This is a genomic window from Cysteiniphilum sp. GTC20157, assembly GCF_055396795.1.
Genome location: NZ_AP044698.1, coordinates 1,289,457 through 1,307,841 on the forward strand (window position 1 = coordinate 1,289,457; position 18,385 = coordinate 1,307,841).

An 18,385-nucleotide genomic window follows, 5' to 3' on the forward strand; every position below is an offset into this window, starting at 1 on the left:
TAAAATAAAAGCACAAAGCACGCTAAGTGCTTATGTTGAGTTTTTAAGTTTTTAAGAAACGCCAATCACGCTTATATCGTTGATTGGCGTTTTTGTTTTATGTGTTTAATTTTATTTTAATTGATTGCAGAATAAGGTTGTTAACATGTCACAACAAGATAATGTGCAAAATGATGAAATGATCGTCATTGCCAAAGTGGGTGCAACATATCGTTTAAAAGGTGAATTAAAGCTATATGTCTTAAGTGATTCGATTGAAACAGCGCTGTCTTATGGTCAATGGTATATCAAAAAAGCAAGTGATCGCACGTGGTCAGTGTTAACAGGAGAATCTGTCAGTCGCGTCGGTGATAAGCTTGTGATTCAGTTTGCTGATGCCGATGTCAAAGAAATTGCAGCGAAATATACCAATGCCTTACTCGCTGTGCCAAGGTCGGTGTTAAAAGAAACAGCAGAAGATGAATACTATTGGGTAGACTTAATCGGTATGCAGGTTGTTAACAAAGAAGGGCAGTCATTTGGCAGGGTTGATGATATTTTAGATACAGGTGCCAATGAGGTGCTTTGTTGCAAACATAAAGATCAATCGTATTTGATACCTTTTGTGAACGACTATGTGATTGACGTTAACAAGAATCAAAAGATAATAACTGTTAATTGGCAATACGACTATTAAGAGAAAGTATAATGATTAACTTTGCAGCGATTACGATATTTCCTGAAATGTTTGATGCGATTACTCAATACGGTGTTTCAGCACGCGCATTTCAGCTTGAAAAAGCAAGGCTTATGACCATTAATCCGCGCCAGTTTGCAATGAATCGTTATCAGACAATTGATGATCGTCCCTTTGGTGGTGGACCTGGGATGGTGATGATGTATGACCCTTTGCAAAAAGCCATTGTTGAAGCCAAAAAAAGATTGAACAAACCCGCTAAAGTTGTATACTTGTCGCCGCAAGGAAAACCCTTAACTCAAAACGTAGTTAAAGAATTTGCTTGTGAAGATGCTTTAATCTTGCTTTGTGGTCGTTATGAAGGTATCGATGAGCGTTTGATTGAGCGTCATGTTGATGAAGAAATTTCAATAGGTGATTATGTCTTAAGCGGTGGCGAGCTACCGGCGATGACATTGATTGATAGCATCGTGCGCTTACTGCCGGGTGTGTTAAATGATCAAGCATCAGCTGTTGAAGATTCATTTTATGATGGTTTGTTAGATTGTCCGCATTATACGCGACCTGCAACACATGTTGATGCAGGTGATGTGCCGACGGTATTGTTATCTGGAGATCATCAGAAGATTCAACAATGGCGGTATCAGCAAAAGTTAAAACGTACTTTTCTACGACGTAAAGAATTGATTGAGTGCCTATGTCTATCGAATGAAGATAAGCAATATCTTGAGCAGTTAGCCCAAGATGAAAAACAATAAATGTGATAGAGAATGCACAATTAGGAGAAAGAAATGAAGAATAAATACTTAGAAATGGTTGAGAATTCACAACTACGCACTGATTTGCCAACATTTCACCCTGGTGATTCAGTAACAGTTAATGTATGGGTAAAAGAAGGTGATAAAGCGCGTATTCAGGCGTTTAAAGGCTTCGTACTTGCGATCAAGAATCGTGGTATCAACTCAGCATTTACTGTACGTAAAATGTCATCTGGTGAAGGTGTGGAGCGTACGTTTCAAACACATAGCCCAATTATTGACAGCGTTGTTGTCGAAAGACGTGCTAAAGTTCGTCGCGCTAAGCTTTACTACATGCGTGGCTTGACTGGTAAGGCCGCAAGAATCAAAGAAAAAGTATAATTTTCAAGGTTGGCATCGCCAACCTTTTTTGTTTTTATGACTTACTTAAAATTAACCATTCGATTTTTTTGTTAAAGTAAGTTTGTCTCATGTCATTTAAGCGTTCGTTGTCATGATTTTTTGATCCAAAATATTGGTTAACGTTATCCGAAATATTGATTAAAATAGCCCTAATGTACTTAGACAACTTCAGAGTTTTGAGTGATCTCAAGGAATAATATGAAAGGTTATTTAACGCGAATGAAAGTTAGTGGGTTTAAATCTATTGCTGATTTAGATAGTCTAGAGCTTGGAAGTTTAAATATTTTAATTGGTGCCAATGGTGCAGGAAAAAGTAATTTTATTCAAATTTTTCGAATGCTGATGGCAATGAGTGAGGGTAACTTCACATCATTTATTAGTAGTCGTGGTAGGGCTGATAACTTCCTTTATAATGGCCCCAAAATTACGGAAAGAATAAAAGTTTCTTTTGAGTTCCAGTCAACAAACAATATGGAAGCGAGAAATTACTATGCTCTTGAGCTAGTGCCAACAGTAGAAGAGGATTTTCTAATTGAAGAAAGTAGAGCATTTCAAAAGAACCCTTTCATGGGTTTGGAATTTGAGATTGACGAAATGGATTCAAAGTTGCATACAGAAAATGAAGGGTGGTCATGGCCATCAAAAGATACATGGCGTAGCTATGGACTGCCCAGTAGAGAGAGCAGAATTTCGGAGTTAAAAAGTGAGAGGTCTGCAGATGGCAAATATAATGGCATTGGATATTTTGTGCATCGTTCGATATCTAACTGGGTTGTATATCACTTTCATGATACAAGTGCTAACTCACCGATGCGTCGATCAGATATTGTTGAGAATAATAAGAAGCTTTATGGTGATGCAAAAAATATTGCATCATTTCTATTAAATTTAAGAAATAATTTTCATGATTCCTATATAGAAATTCTTAATGCGATTAGATTGGTTATGCCATTTTTTGATGATTTTATATTAGATATTAAAGTATCTGGACAAGAGCAAACAGTAAAGCTTGATTGGTTACAAAAAGGCTCAGATTACCCAATGCAACCATATCATTTATCCGACGGATCAATTCGTTTTATTTGTCTAGCAACTGCCTTATTACAACCTGAACCACCATCAACAATTATTATTGATGAACCAGAGTTAGGGCTTCATCCAGCAGCTATTGTTATCTTGGCAGAGCTAATTCAGCAAGCAGCTCAAAGAACGCAAGTAATTGTAGCGACACAATCTCCGGAATTGATCGATCAATTTGCAGTTGAAGATATTATTGTCGTTAATCGCAAAGAAGGAGCATCGACTTTTGAGCGTTTAAGTGAAAAAGATTTTTCACAATGGCTTGAAAATTACTCAGTTGGCGAGTTATGGGCTAAAAATGTTATTGCTGGAGGACCTCAGTATGAGTAATTATATTGAGGTTATGACTATAGTCGAAGGTAGAACAGAGCAGACGTTTATTGAAAAAGTAGTGCAGCCGTATCTTGCGCCTAAGAATATATTTATACGGGCAACTCAAGTTTCAAAACCTGGACAAAAAGGTGGTGATGTTCGATTTGAAAGAGTTAAGCAAGATATAGCCATACATCTAAAGCAACGTTCTGATATTTATGTAACAACCATGATTGATTACTACGGGATTAAAGAATGGCCTGGTATTGCAGATATATCACAAAATTACTCAATACAAGACATTTCAAAACACCTTAATGAGCGAACGATTAGTACACTATGTGAAGACTTACCTCAGTTACACATCACAGCACGATTTATCCCTTATATGGTAATGCATGAATTCGAGGCGTTGTTATTTAGCGACAGTAGCATTCTGGCACAATCCTTAAATATTGATGAACATAAAATAACTAAGATAGTTGAAGCGTTTTCTACACCTGAAGCAATTAATAACTCTAGAGAGACAGCGCCTTCTAAAAGACTTGATGGATTTACTGCAACAGGTAAGTTTGCCAAGACAACAACGGGGATAGCTATTGCAATGAAAATAGGCATACCTTGCATAAGAGAAAAATGTTTTCTCTTTAATGAATGGCTTGAAAGCATAGAAAATTTAATTGCGGCTAAAAATGCATAATTATTCTGAAGTTATTAATCAATTTATCGATGATATCTGGCTAAGTGAAGGTTTAAGCCAAAACACTTTATCCTCTTATAAAACGGATTTAAATCATCTGCTTAAATTCTATCAAAAGCATGATTTAGTTAATCTTCAACTTTTAGAGTTACAAGCCTTTTTAGCCAAACGCTTAAGTGAAGGTTACAGTGCTCGATCTAATGCACGAATGATTTCAACCTTGCATAAATTTTACGGTTGGTGTTACGCACAGCAAAAGATTACAACAGATCCAACACAGAAGTTAATATTACCCAAATTACCTAAAAGTTTACCTAAAGACCTATCTGAAGAAGATGTCGAGAAGTTGCTAGATGCACCTGATTTAACGACAGAGATTGGCATTCGCGATAAGGCATTGTTAGAGCTAATCTATGCCACGGGCTTACGCGTGAGTGAATTGGTTAATTTAACCTTAGACGATGTTAATTTACGTCAAGGTGTCGTGCGTGTTATGGGTAAAGGCTCAAAGGAACGTTTAGTGCCAACCGGTGAATATGCTTTGGAGTATTTAAATAAGTATATTAATGAAGTACGTGATGGCTGGCTGCAGGGATTGAAGCTTGATAAGTTATTTGTATCACATCATCGAAAGGGGATTACGCGCCAGACGTTCTGGCATCGTATTAAGTTTTATGTTGAGCTTGTCGGCATCAAAAAAGAGATTTCACCGCATACATTGCGTCACGCCTTTGCGACACATCTATTAACCCATGGCGCTGATTTGCGTTCAGTACAGATGCTGTTAGGGCATAGCAGTGTATCAACGACGACGATTTATACGCATATATCACAAGTGCGATTAATGAATTTATATAAGGAACATCATCCACGTGCTTAACAGAGTTGAGAAGAAGAAAAGTAGCCTGTATTGACTGCATTAAATATTTACTCAAAAGCACGTACCCTGAGCATCAGTCGAAGGGCACGTTTGGGGGCAAGATGCTTAGTAATGATAGAAATAAAGTTGTGTTATTTTTCCACCTCGCCTCTTGTGGGATCCCTCGTGCAGCATAAGCTGCGCGGGTGAGGGGGAATTATAAAGGCTTCGACTTACGCTCAGCCAACGCTTACGCAGTAGTAGAGAATAAGTGTCTATTAAGCTTCATTTGTATTAAGATTTGATGCCTCAAGTAGTTTACGCACTTTAACAATTTTGACCCAATAGATAATATAGATCACCATACAAGCGACTGATGCAAACGGTGATATGATCGGAATAAAGGTAATAATTGGCAATATAACCAAAGCTAATCCTAGAATGAATAGAGTATCACCGCGCAGTTTAATGGTCATATATTGATATTTTTTAAGTGCATTACCAACGCCAAAGGGCAATACAATCCATTGGAAAATATAACCGACGATCGGAATAAGGAAAAGCCAGGCAAACCATGGTTTGGTGACTTGTTTGTCTTGATCAATGCATTTTAATAATTTATAAACGCTCCATGAAAAGGCGATTGAAAAAATATAGAAAACAACGATCATAATAAGTAGTGCAATGCCCATGCCTAAAATGGCATGTGGATCACTTGAGAGCGTTGTCGTTTGCGTGGTAATGCTAGTAATATTTTCCTGACTCATCGTATGTTAAGCTCCATTTTTTGAAATATTTATGACACTGTAAGTATGGCAAAGTCTTGCTATTTTTCAAACTGCATCTAGCTTTAAAAGCTTAATATTTTCATCATGATCAATATGAATATAACTGCCTGTATTAAACCAATCACCTAAAACATAGCGTGTATAGCTTGTTTCATAATGCGTATTGAACAAATGGGTATGACCATGAATTAATAATTTATTATCACCTAAATATCGTTTAACTCCTTTGGATGTGACATCAATTATTTTGTATTTTTTGTTTTTCTGTTTGCTTTTAGCGCGGATTTTTTGTGCAATACGTTGGCGTGTTTTTGCTGATAGTGATAGGTAAAGTTTTTTAACCAGTAGATTACGGACAATGCAGCGAAATATTTGATAGCTTCTATCATTAGTGCATAATAAGTCACCATGCATTAGCACAATATTTTTGTGCTTTAATTGCAAAAGATATGGATCATCAATAAGGATTACTTGCGTTTTTTGTACAAAGGTTTTGCCAATTAAAAAATCACGGTTGCCGTGCATGAAATAAATAGTTAACCCCTTATGATGGGCATTAAAAAGTGCTTCGATAATATCTTCTTGCATATGGCTTATTACATCATCGCCAACCCAGTAATCAAAAAAATCACCTAAGATAAAAAGTGCATTACCCACGTGGCTAATGTTATTTAAAAATATCTTAAATAAATCAATAGTTTGTGGGCGTGATTCATTTAAATGCAAATCCGCAACAATATAGTAATTAGTTATCATCATAAAGCGAAAGCTTGATCATATACAAATCATAAATGTTATTGAGTCACTTGGTAAGTGCTTTTTTGAATTTGTGTTAGTTTTTTGATGTAGATTATTCCGAGCCTTATTCGCAACTAACACTTGTTGTCTTTAAATCATTTGCCATTGCACTGGCATTATCCATGACCAACAACTGTATCGTGGTGTCATTCAACATAGTATAACCATCAACACCAAGCTCATATAGCTTAGTTAAATTTAACTGATGCACACTTTGAAGTTCCACATCAATACGCGTTAATGAGCACATGTTGGCATTGATAATATTATCACTACCACCAAGCGCATGAATAATCGCGTCAATGTCATAATGTTTGGCGTTCGACGCAACTGCTTTTGAAGTCACCTTAGGTTGAATGCTTGCTTTATTTTCAGATATATTACCAAATGATATATCAGCTGCGTATGGCAGGGCTTCATTCATCTCACCTGCAATGAGATCTGCTTCAGGTCCTAGGATGACTTGAACGGTTTTGCTATCAGGTATCACAATGCCGCGCGCACCAAGCTTTTTAAGTAGTGTTTGATTGATGTTGTCACTGTCTTTGACTTGCAAGCGTAAGCGCGTTGTACAAGCGTCAATATTATCTAAGTTGTTTTTACCACCTAAAGCACCAATAAAGTTAAGTGCACGTGACTCGGTCAACTGTGGAGCGTCCTTTTCATCTTCTTCAACGACTTCATCGACTTCGCGACCGATAGTTAGCAGGTTAAACTTCTTAATAAAGAAACTAAATAAGAAGTAATAAACAACAGCAGTCACGGCACCGACAGGTAGCAATAGCCACGGATGTGTATCCATCTTAAAAAAGAGTGCATAATCGATTAAGCCTGCTGAGAAAGTAAATCCAAGCTTAACACCTAGCACATACATAACGACCATTGAAATACCAGTAAGTACAGCGTGTATAAGGTATAGAACAGGAGCAAGAAACATAAAGCTATATTCAATTGGTTCAGTAACTCCGGTTAAAAAGGCAGTTAATGCAATGGAAAATAACATGCCGGCAACCGCTTTTTGTTTATGGCTATGGGCATGGCGATACATCGCAAAACAAGCTGCAGGTAAGCCAAACATCATAATGGGGAAGAAGCCTGCCATAAATGCACCAGCCGTTGGATCACCCGCCATAAAGCGTGCAATATCCCCATGAACAACACCTGCTGCACCATGAAATGAGCCAAATTGAAACCAGACAAGATTGTTTAGGATGTGATGTAAACCAAACATCAATAAAATACGGTTAAAGACACCATATAGAAACAAGCCAATTGAACCTGAGCCAATCAACCAGGTACCAAAGGCATTAATGCCATCTTGAATGGGTGGCCAAATAAACCCAAAGAGAAAGCCAAGCAATACAGCGGTAAGCCCTGTAATAATGGGCACAAAGCGTTTGCCACCAAAAAATGCCAGATATTCGGGTAGTTTAATTTCATAAAAACGGTTATAAAGCATGCCTGCAATAATACCGATGACAATACCACCAAGTACACCCGTATTAACGCCGGTATCAATGGTGTTGATGACACTATTCATAATAAAGAAACCAACAACAGCGGCAAGAGCAGCAGCTCCATGGTTCTTCTTAGCAAAGCCCAAGGCTACACCCACAGCAAATAAGAGTGGTAAGTGAGCAAAGATGGCATTGCCAGCATCAGCAACCGCTTTGATATTAAGTAGATCGGGTTGACCAAAACGCAGTAAAATACCAGCAACGGGCAATACTGCAATTGGTAGCATTAATGCTCGACCAAGTTGTTGTAAATTTTGAAAGTTAAATTTTTTAGCCATTAGTTTCCTCCCTCATTAAAACTAATTTGTTGACGTACAAGTATTCTCACGGCTTCGGCTGATTCAAGTGTTAAAGCTTGTTGTGCCAGTTTTTGGCAATCAAGCAAACTAAGTCCACGAATCAAAGCTTTGTTCTCAGCAAGCATATTGCTGCGCATTGATAAATGCTTAATACCTAAGCCGATGAGTATTGCTAATGCCTCTTGATCTGCAGCCATTAATCCACAAACAGAGAGCTTAGTGTTATGCTTTTGTGCGGCAATGTTGACCATGTTAATGGCTTGAATAACCGCAGGGTGTAAGTGGTCAATATCAGCGGCAAGCACATCATGCTCACGATCCATTGCCAACAAGTATTGTGTCAAATCATTGGTGCCAATTGACATAAAGTCAACTTCTTTGGCAAAAAGCTCCGCTTGAAAAACAACACTAGGGACTTCAACCATAATGCCTAATGGTTGTTTGATGTTAATACCGAGTTTTAGGCGCTCTTCTTCATAGATGGCTTTGACCTGACGAAATTCATCAATATGCGTAATCATTGGCAGCATAATCTGCGCATTAGGGTTTTGTGTACGAATAATTGCGCGCAATTGTGTGCGTAAAATCTCAGGGTGCTTCAAACATAAACGAATACCGCGAACCCCTAAAAAAGGATTCATTTCATGTGGCATATTTAAATAATCGATTTGCTTGTCACCACCGGCATCTAAAGTACGGATAATAATTGGTGTATCATTGGTTGCATCTAATACTTCATTATAAATGCTAAGTTGCTCATCTTCAGTGGGTGCTGTTACGCGATCATAGAAAATAAATTCGCTTCTAAATAGCCCAACACCTTCAGCACCCGATTGCGCAAAACTAAAACATCCTTCAGGTGATTTGATATTCATATAACAATGGATTGTATGATCATCCTTTGTTTTAGCAGGTTCTGTTGCTTTAGCACGTATTAGTGCTAAGGCATCATTTAAAGTAGCAATTTTAGCTTGGTATTGCGTTATCGTATCAAGATCAGGATTAATAATGGCATAACCATCTGTCGCATTTAAGATAACTTGTTGAGCACAGTGATTAAATAAATTGCTATCTACTTGGATTAATAAAGGCAAGTTATTATTGTTGGCAATAATCGCAACATGAGATGTGCGTCCGCCTTTTATTGAGATAAAGCCTACAATATTTTGATCCGCCTCTAAAATATCCGACAAGGTAAACTCGTCAGCGATCAAAATGGTTGGCTTGGTGTAATGTGTTTTTGCTGGTGTGCTATTGGTTAATAGGTATAGCACTTGTTTGCGAATGTCTTTTAAATCAGCAACTCGCTCTTGCAATAGGGTATTTTGTGTCTTTTCAAGAGTAGTAATTGATTCTAAAATTGCATGATCCCATGCATATTCTGCTGTTTTGCCTTGTGCGAGAAATTGAGTGACGCTGTTGTTGATATTTACATCATTTAAAAGTGCTAAATGTGCATCAAGCATTGCATGTTTTGCCTTATCATGTGCATACGTAGACATTTGTGCTGATAGTTGCTTCTCATGCTGTTCTTTGGCTAATGTAAAGCGCTCAAGCTCTTGTGCTTCTGGCACATTGGTCTCATCGGCATAGTTAAAGCTTTCCTCATTAATTCGTTGTAATTGACCGATAACAAGCCCCTTAGCAGCAGAGACACCTAAGTATTGATTACCGTTAATTTTATTCTGATTAAGTTCAGATTTTGCCGGTTGCGCTTCGGCTATGTGATCGTCGACAAAGTTAATGAGTGCATGTTCTAATGCGCAAGCTGCCTTTTCAGCATCTTGACCACTGACAGTTAGTGTGATTTTGTCATTGAGTTGTATATTTAGTCCCATTAATGCAACAAGACTTTTAACATCAGCACTAGCATCGCCTTTGTAGATTATTGCAGTAGCATCGTATGATTTTAAGGTATGCGCTAATAATGCCGCAGGGCGAGCATGCAAGCCATGTGGGTTTTTGATCATGATGCTGCGAGTGACAAAAATTTGATCTTCTGACTTTGATGATGGCTTATTGCCATCATTATGTATTGTGCCATCCAATGTAATGACTGGTGTTTGGGCGGCACATCTGCCTTTGATTTTTAATAAAAAGTCATCTTCTTGATAATCAGTAATAATCACCGGTGTAATTAAGGATTTAATCTTTTTGCTGATGACGGCTAAGTCAAAGTTAAGCAATAGAGTATTGATATCAACTTGATCGTTGATTGATACATGTACATCAATCCCTTGCCCATTAAGTGCAACACTCTCGAGTCCTAAATGAATCAGTACATCATAGCCTGATTCAGTAGCAATGGTGATGGCATGTTTGGTTTTAGCAATATTTTTAACAACACCCTTTACTGGTGAGTATATATTTTGATCCAAAGGTTCAATTGCAAAGCCATTACCAACCATTTTTTCTGCAAATACCGGATCTGGCACTTGATCTAATTCAACAATAAACCCATTAACAGGCGCATATAATGTTAATCCCATTGTTTATCCCTCATTATCATTGTTTTATCCCCCATTGTATTTATCGCCACCCCATCTATACTCTCTGCACAATTTTCGCCATCTACTTGGGACTTTTATATGATGATATTATTGCTAATAGAACAAGCTATTAACTGCAATATTATCATGCACTCAAGTATATATAGAAACTAAAATACGTAAAGCATAAATGAAACAGCTATATCGTAATGTTATTTGCTTTGTACTAACGAAGTTACTAACGTTTTACAATGTTTAGCCAAATCAAAAGTAGCTATAAAATACATCTTATGTAGTTTATTTTCAATAAATATGTACTATTTACTGTGATGTATACCGTATATAAAGTATTGCGTATGGCTGTGAATTCTGGCTATGACCATATGCTTCCCCTTTGATTGTGTAAGCGTTGGCTGAGCGTAAGTCGAAGCCTCTATGAAGTGTGATTTTCTTAAGCTTACCCACTTCGACTGATGCCCAGTGCATCGCTTCGACTTACGCTCAGAGTGTGGTGAGTACTTATGGATGAATATTTGGTCTTGACCTGAATCCTTTCGTACTGTTTAGCTTTCACTGATTGCTAAACGTATGCGAACAAGCAGTCCATTGGGTTTTAAGTTTTCAAAACTAAGCTCTCCAGCGTTAAACTCAATGGCAACTCGAGTAATGGCAAGCCCTAAACCATGACCATCGATGTTTTGATGTTCGTCGTGTTGTGCGCGTGTAAATGCTTGAGAAATATTCTTTAAGTCGCTTTCTGATATACCAGGACCGTTATCCTTAATGTCAATGACAATATGATCATTTTTAATGTAGGCGTTCAACGTGTAATTAGGTGCATACTTGACAGCATTATTAATGATATTGAGTAACGCACGCTTTAATAAATTAGGGTACCCCAAGAAAAAAGTATGCGCTTTTAGCTCATTGGTAAAAGTAAATGCATAACCACGTTGGCAGAGCTGTTGATATACGTTGTCAAGAAATGCACATAGATCAAAATTCACTTTTGCATTATTGCTACCACGTTCTGCAAAGGCCAAAGATGAGTCGATAATCATTTGCATCTCATCGATTTCTTGACTTAATATGGATTGCGCTTTGTCATTATCAATAATATATTTCAAGAGTTTTAATTTAGTCAGTGAGTTTTTCATATCATGTGACATTGATGACAACATAATGGTTTTTTCTTGTAGCAATAAATGTATTTGCTGCTTTAGGATTGAGACGTCTTTGTTGAGATATTTTGGCAATTGATTTGTTTGTTTATCATTGGTTGCTGAGTTGAGTAATAATTTCGGAAGAATAAACCGTGCTAGATACCACATGAAAAAAAGTAATAAAATAATAGCAATACTAATACTAATGCTGCTACTTAAAAGATAAGGAAGGTCATTATCAGGATTAAGGAAAACATAAAAAGTAATAACCTTATGGTCTTTATCATCATCAATAGCACTGGTAATAAACAATTGGTGGTTAGCCAGTAGGTCGTGATGCATTTGATCAAATAGTTCGTTGCTAACAAAGGTATTATTCACTTCATAGGCGCCAGCAACTTTTTGAAAGATAATATTAAATTGATTGAGCTGCGTACTTTGATGCACTTCTGTTTGAAAGTGCACAAAGCGCGGCTCAACATTAGCTTGGGTTAAGTATTGATTACGAATGCGTAGTAAACTAAACAGCGAGTTTTGCACTAATGAATCCTCATATTTTGCGTGATAGTGCAAGTGAATAGCCGTAATAAAAAAGCTATTGAGAATAACTAGAATCAGCATAATGCTAATCAGTTTTGGGAAGCTGATATAGTTCTTTAGAAAAAGTGTTGTGAAGTGTGTGTTTACTTTTTGTGTAAATTGGCTTGTCATGCTTTTTCCATCAATTAGATATCAGGTCCTTTTGAAGGTTAAGTATAATGTAAAGTTGATAAAATGCTAAACAAGCATAGAAATCGCAACGACAAACATCATTAAAATAAAAATTTTACGTAGAAATTGACTCGGTAGTATGTGGACAAGTTTGGCACCGATCAATCCGCCAATTAAGCAGGGAATTAATGCTGAGGCAAAGATTACTAAATTGGCGTAACCAAAGTTATGCCAGCTAATGCCCATAGAGGGAATGCCAAGACAAATAAGCCAAATGCCAGCAATGGACGAATAGGTAAATACAATAACGGTTGATGTACCAATGGCTTTTTTGATTTTAATGCCACATAGTACGAAAAAGGGTACGGTAAATACTGAGACACCTGTGAGTGTCGAGATACCGCCAACAAAGCCTGATAATACTCGATATAACGATTGAGGGGCGTGGTGTTCAGTATCTTTTTCTTTGTTGAAAAACAACAACCAAACAGCCGCGATTAATACCACAATAGCAAAGGTATACCTGATCTGATCGCTATGAATGATTGAGGCAATAAAGGCGCCAATTAATGCACCTGCTGTCATGAAAATGATACTTTTTTTGTAAAGAGCAGCATCAAAATTTTTGTATTTTACGATTTGCTTATAACTGGCAATAATGCCTAAAGGAATTGAACATAATGAGCCAGTGGCAATAGTCATTTGCATCGCTTGGGGCATGTCAGCATAGAAATGGCTAATAATCCAGAAAATGGCAGGTACTGAAAGTAGACCAAAACCACCACCAAAGATGCTGGATAAGCAGCTTGCAAAAAATCCGACTAATGCGGAGTATAAAATAATCATCCTTTGGTAAGGCATGTATTGTAGTGACTTATTGTAAGATTTTTTTATACAAACGCATACAAATGTGAGTGCAATTATTGTATTTATGCCACATTTTTTATTAAATGAGGTGTTATTACAGCTTCTTAGGATTAACCGCTTCATGCACTTTAAAAAATTACTGCTATTAACTGCACCCATTTTGATGCTATCAACAAGCTTTGCAATGAATAAAACAGACTTAGCTAATTTCAATAAAGCGGAAAGTTTGTTACAGGCAAAAAATTATAAAGACTATTATCAAGTCAAAGCAAAGCTCACTAAAACGCCATTGTACCCCTTTCTACAATACCAAGAGATCACTGTTGACCCTGATTCATTTAAGCAAGAAACCATCGATGCTTATTTAAAGCAAAATCAAGGGAGTTTTTGGGCAAGTCAATTGAAGCAGGATTTAGCAAATTACTATCTTAAGCAAAAAGATTGGCAGAAGTTTTTACATTATTATGACAATAACTTAGGCTTTAATGGCAAGTGTTATGCCGTTGTTGCCGAGTATAGCGTTGGTGATAAAGATAAAGCGATTAATGATTTTACTAATCTGTGGCTATCGCGTGCCAATTTGCCGCGAGCTTGTGATGATTTTGAATCTACTTGGGAGAAACATGTCAATTTAAGTGAGCGTCAAATCAGGTTAAAAGCATATGCTTTAGCTACTTCTGGTCGCGTTAAAGAAGCATTCAAGTGGATTAATAAGACAAAAAATAAAGAACTTCAAGGCTTTTATGGCTTATGGTTAAAGTCTACGCAAAACCCTAAAAAATATATGGATGATTGGACGGTTCAATATCATCATATCAATGGGTTCTCATCTGCTGTTATCAGTGTCATGGCCAATCTATCGTCTAAAGATACACATTATGCCGAGGATTTTTGGCTTGCCTTTAAACAAAAGCATTTGCTTGATAATAAAACCATTAATTTGATCAGTGCTGAAATTGCGATTGATTATGCCAGAGCGCATAATAAAAAAGCGCTGAAATGGCTCAAAGATGTCGAAAATAAATATGCATCAACTCTCTTATGGCAGTGGCGTTTACGTACAGCAATTTATTGGAATGATTATGATGACTATTTAAATTGGTATAGTGAATTACCGAAATCGCTCAAATCAGCAGATGGTTGGCGTTATTGGCAGGCGAAAAGTTATCAAGCTTTAAAGCAAGAGAGTAAAGCTAAAGCGATTTTAACAGCATTGGCAAAAGATACGAGTTATTATGGCTTTTTAGCTGCCGATAACCTAGGTCTACCTTATGTGTTAAATAATAAAACCGTCAAGGTTGATCAAAAAACCTTAGACGAGATGGCAAGTAATCAGACCGTTTTACAGATCTTTGATTTATATCAGATTAAAGAATATGGTTTGTCATTTGCTTTATGGCGCTTTAGTCGAAATGGCTTTACCAACGAGGAACAGTTAGCCATTGCGCAACTTGCTGGACAACAACAGATTTATCAGATCTCAACCAGTGCTTATGCTAATGCGGGAAGTTGGAATAATCTAACAGGACTATATCCGCTAGCATTTTGGTCAGATGTGCAAAAGGCGGGCAAAGAGTTTCATATTAAACCAGATGTGATCATATCAATGATGCGTCAAGAGTCTGCTTTTCGTGTACATGGGACTTCTTCTGCAAGTGCTACAGGATTAATGCAGCTTTTGCCAACGACAGCCGCATTTCTGGCAAAAAAATACCGCTTAAGCTATGAAGATGATGATTTATACAAACCTAATAAAGTCATCATGCTGGGTGCTGCTAATTTGAACTTTATGGATCAATTGTTTAACAATAATTTGATTATCGGTATGGCAGCATATAATGCAGGGCAAGGTAATGCGGCAAACTGGTTACCAGCACAACAACTAGATGCGGATCAATGGATTGAAATCATCCCGTTTGGTGAGACGCGTAAATACGTTAAGAATATTTTGCGCAATATGGTGGTCTATAATCAGGCGATATTGGGCAATAAAAAATTTCGCTTAGGGCAAGTAATGCAGCCAATATCACAAAAAGATAAGACTTAAGCATAAATCGTTAATGTATTATAAAGCTTTATCTTGAAAAATGACGGGGCAGGGCTAACATTCGCCACAGACACCAAAAATGACAGAGTTGGACTAATATCCATTATGCGGTTTGATGGCATATTGATAAGTATTTGCCCATTCAGATGACAGAGGACAGAGATTGGCAAGCAAAAATCTGTACCATTTTCTTGGGCTAAAAACTTGAATGGGCTTTTAGCTATCGCAGCAGTTAGCGTTTGATGCAAGCAGAAGCCATACAAGCTCGGTGCGCATGGGAAGTTTTAGGCGCTTAAGGCGCAATAAGATTTTTAACTGTTTGAGTGAACGAGTTTTAAAAACTGCGGCGTAAGTGTCGTTTGAAAACTTTCCGCGTTGGATTTTTCGCTTACTTTTTGTCCACGCAAAAAAGTAAGTCACACAAGCCGCTTGCAGCGGTGAAGTATTTTTCCCATCAAATTGACAACAGAATACAGTTGATCTAGTTGCGTGAATCAACAACAATGGTTGTATTGAAGTAAAGCTGTGTATGTTTATGACAAAAAACAAAGACATTGATCAGGCTAAGGATAGTGGGCAAACCAAACAAAATGATCAAACACATCAACAAAAGCCGAAAAAGAATAAAGAGGTATTAACTGCGCATGATGCTTTTTTTAAGGCGAATCTCTCGGAAAAGCTTAAAGTGGTAAAGCTGATTAAGCAACATCTGCCAGAGTATTTAGTGGCTAAGGTTGATTTTAAAAGCTTAGTCAAACAACCTACGGAGTTTATTCAACATAACTTACGTAAAGTGGTTTCTGACGTGCTATATGCAGCAAAGATTAATGATAAAGATGCCTATCTTTATTTTTTGTGGGAACATCAATCTAAAGCAGAAAGCTTGATGGCTTTTAGAATGCTTTCGTACTCGGTGCAAATCATACAGCGGCATTTAGATCAAGGCAATAAACAGTTGCCTTTGGTGGTACCAATTGTGCTTTATCATGGTGAGGTTTCTCCATATCCGTATAGCACAGCGCTGGATGATTGTTTTGAGGATGCTGAGTTAGCAGGCAAGCTTAAGCTGGGACAGTTTGAATTGATTGATTTGACAACAATGAGTGATGAAGCACTTGCAAAGTTTGATCCAGATTTAATGTTTGAGTATATGCTCAAACATAGTCGCGAGCGATTAGTGCAATCATTGATTGAGTGGTTATTAGTGCATCCCAATCAAGCCATATATTTTTTACAGGCTGGAAAAAACCTGTTAAATCAGATATTCTCATACATAGAAAGCAGGCCTGGTGCCAATGAAGTGATTATTGATCGGTTGATTGCGGTAATTAATGACAATACAGAAGGTGAATTTATGAACTACCTACAAAGAAGAGAAGCAGCAGCAAAGCAAGATGGTATGCAACAAGGAATGCAACAAGGAATGCAGCAAGGTATGCAACAAGGTATGCGTGACAAAACCGTAGTAGTTGCTCAAAACATGCTGTCGAAAGGTTACACAATTGAGGATGTGGCTGAAATTACGGAGTTGAGTCTCAAAGATGTGAATCGGATATATCAAGAATTGCAGCATTAATTTAATCGTGTTTTTTATGTAAAGCAAAGGCATTTTAAATAGTGATGTCAGATGGTGCAATGCATTTAAAACGAGAATTCATCATGCTTAATAGTTGCTTTGTGATAATTTAAAGTTGAGTCGAAAAGAATGACAAAAACCTTCAGAGTTCGGTGCAGATGAGAAGTTTTAGGCGCTTAAGGGGCAATAAGGTTTTTAACTGTTTGAGTGTAACGAGTTTTAAAAACTGCGGCGTAAGTGCCATTTAAAAACTTTCTGCGCTGGATTTTTCGCTTACCTTTTTGTCCACGCAAAAAGATAAGACTTAAGAAAGACTAAGGATAAACCAAGCTGCCAATCATTGCATAATGATCAGATAAATCTGGCATATCACCTAGATGCTTGTTTTTAAGTGCAACAATTTCTATGGTTGATTGTGTGTCACTTGGGCAGATAGCGCCATCAATACAAAGCATGTGATCAAGTGTCGTTCTTTCATCACTGACTGCCATGCTATTGGTTAATTTATCATAGCTAAAGGGCAGTGTGTTTTGAGCAAAAGGCGCGCTTGACTTTAAATGCAGCATATTAAGCAATGTTCGATAGACGATATTACCAGTAGTAGGTTCTGTAGCACTTGAATAACCGCTATCTGCGTTAAAGTCGCCCATTAATATAACTTTGTCATTGCTTGTGAAATGTTGATTTGAAATAGCTTCTTGCAGAGCGCCCATCTGTCTTTTCCATACGTTAAACTCATTATCATCGATAGTGCCGCTGAAGCTTTGCGCATGTAGTGAAATAAAATGATAGATTTGATGATCTTTTTCAATGGCAGCAAATACAGCCCCTTTATTGGAAATGCTCTCAAGTCCATAGGAACGTGGGAAAATCACATATTGAGGTTGACCAACAATTGGATATCTACTGTAAATGACAACGCCACCATTAAGTAGATTTAGATGCGCGAGACTTGGCTGACCGACAACATCTGTACGATACTTATAGCCGAAAGCTTTCATGCGTTTATCCAAAATATAAAAAGAAATCGGCGCAATCGCTTCTTGCAGTGCGACAACATCGATATTATGTTTGGCAATTTCTTTAGGGATATAATAAGCACGTTGATAAGGTTTATTTAAATTTGTGGTTAATGGGGTAGGAATGTTGGGTAATAAATTCACATTATACGTCATCACTTTGATCTTAGCAGCAAAGAGATAGGGTGTGATCACTAACATCAAAACACTGATTATTAACTTCCATCGCTTCATTGTCTTCTCCTTTAATTTCCTTTTAAGTTGGGGAGCATGTCTTATATACCGCTCACAAACCATTTTACAATATTTCTGCCGTCGAACTTC

At 37.3% G+C, this 18,385-nt stretch carries 15 protein-coding genes; 8 read left to right on the forward strand and 7 right to left on the reverse strand.

All coding sequences use genetic code 11. From position 1 onward, the window contains the following. Positions 1-145 precede the first annotated feature (145 nt). The 6 genes from rimM (at position 146) to xerD (ending at position 4,808) form a co-directional block, all read left to right on the forward strand. Positions 146-676, forward strand: coding sequence for a ribosome maturation factor RimM (gene rimM / locus ACZ5V8_RS05860; RefSeq protein WP_440617109.1), 531 nt, complete (start codon positions 146-148; stop codon positions 674-676). A gap of 14 nt (positions 677-690) precedes the next feature. Next, complete coding sequence (gene trmD / locus ACZ5V8_RS05865) at positions 691-1,434, forward strand: tRNA (guanosine(37)-N1)-methyltransferase TrmD (protein WP_440617143.1); 744 nt, start codon at positions 691-693, stop codon at positions 1,432-1,434. 33 nt (positions 1,435-1,467) lie between these two features. Further along, entirely contained in the window at positions 1,468-1,815 is a 348-nt protein-coding gene (gene rplS / locus ACZ5V8_RS05870) for a 50S ribosomal protein L19 (protein WP_117001346.1), read from the forward strand. A gap of 219 nt (positions 1,816-2,034) precedes the next feature. Further along, positions 2,035-3,246 (forward strand): AAA family ATPase, encoded by a 1,212-nt coding sequence (locus ACZ5V8_RS05875; protein WP_464217032.1) that lies wholly within the window; start codon positions 2,035-2,037, stop codon positions 3,244-3,246. Continuing rightward, a complete protein-coding gene (locus ACZ5V8_RS05880; RefSeq protein WP_464217033.1) occupies positions 3,239-3,928 on the forward strand; it encodes a DUF4276 family protein in 690 nt (229 codons plus the stop codon). Before ACZ5V8_RS05875 ends, ACZ5V8_RS05880 begins: the two co-directional genes overlap by 8 nt. After that, positions 3,921-4,808 (forward strand): site-specific tyrosine recombinase XerD, encoded by an 888-nt coding sequence (gene xerD, locus ACZ5V8_RS05885; RefSeq protein ID WP_464217034.1) that lies wholly within the window; start codon positions 3,921-3,923, stop codon positions 4,806-4,808. The genes ACZ5V8_RS05880 and xerD overlap by 8 nt, the downstream gene beginning before the upstream one ends. Positions 4,809-5,065: 257 nt before the next feature. Here the strand turns inward: xerD and ACZ5V8_RS05890 are convergent, their stop codons facing one another. From ACZ5V8_RS05890 to ACZ5V8_RS05915, 6 genes are all read right to left on the reverse strand, one after another. Further along, positions 5,066-5,554 (reverse strand): hypothetical protein, encoded by a 489-nt coding sequence (locus tag ACZ5V8_RS05890; RefSeq protein ID WP_464217035.1) that lies wholly within the window; start codon positions 5,552-5,554, stop codon positions 5,066-5,068. Positions 5,555-5,620: 66 nt separating this feature from the next. Continuing rightward, positions 5,621-6,334, reverse strand: coding sequence for a UDP-2,3-diacylglucosamine diphosphatase (locus ACZ5V8_RS05895; RefSeq protein WP_464217036.1), 714 nt, complete (start codon positions 6,332-6,334; stop codon positions 5,621-5,623). Between the two features lie 103 nt (positions 6,335-6,437). After that, complete coding sequence (gene nagE / locus ACZ5V8_RS05900; RefSeq protein ID WP_440617618.1) at positions 6,438-8,168, reverse strand: N-acetylglucosamine-specific PTS transporter subunit IIBC; 1,731 nt, start codon at positions 8,166-8,168, stop codon at positions 6,438-6,440. Continuing rightward, positions 8,168-10,678 (reverse strand): phosphoenolpyruvate--protein phosphotransferase, encoded by a 2,511-nt coding sequence (ptsP, locus tag ACZ5V8_RS05905; protein ID WP_440617619.1) that lies wholly within the window; start codon positions 10,676-10,678, stop codon positions 8,168-8,170. The genes nagE and ptsP overlap by 1 nt, the downstream gene beginning before the upstream one ends. A gap of 563 nt (positions 10,679-11,241) precedes the next feature. After that, positions 11,242-12,552, reverse strand: a complete 1,311-nt coding sequence (locus ACZ5V8_RS05910) for a sensor histidine kinase (RefSeq protein ID WP_464217037.1) — start codon at positions 12,550-12,552, stop codon at positions 11,242-11,244. Positions 12,553-12,618: 66 nt separating this feature from the next. Beyond that, positions 12,619-13,398 (reverse strand): sulfite exporter TauE/SafE family protein, encoded by a 780-nt coding sequence (locus ACZ5V8_RS05915; RefSeq protein ID WP_440617621.1) that lies wholly within the window; start codon positions 13,396-13,398, stop codon positions 12,619-12,621. 142 nt (positions 13,399-13,540) lie between these two features. On the opposite strand from ACZ5V8_RS05915, the gene ACZ5V8_RS05920 reads away from it, so the two are divergent. Continuing rightward, positions 13,541-15,466 carry a transglycosylase SLT domain-containing protein gene (locus ACZ5V8_RS05920; protein WP_464217038.1) on the forward strand — a complete coding sequence of 642 codons (1,926 nt, stop codon included), beginning with the start codon at positions 13,541-13,543 and terminating at the stop codon, positions 15,464-15,466. A 535-nt stretch (positions 15,467-16,001) separates the two neighbouring features. Next, a complete protein-coding gene (locus tag ACZ5V8_RS05925; RefSeq protein WP_464217039.1) occupies positions 16,002-17,042 on the forward strand; it encodes an Rpn family recombination-promoting nuclease/putative transposase in 1,041 nt (346 codons plus the stop codon). Between the two features lie 314 nt (positions 17,043-17,356). Here the strand turns inward: ACZ5V8_RS05925 and ACZ5V8_RS05930 are convergent, their stop codons facing one another. After that, positions 17,357-18,295 (reverse strand): sphingomyelin phosphodiesterase, encoded by a 939-nt coding sequence (locus ACZ5V8_RS05930; protein ID WP_464217040.1) that lies wholly within the window; start codon positions 18,293-18,295, stop codon positions 17,357-17,359. Between the last annotated feature and the right edge of the window lie 90 nt (positions 18,296-18,385).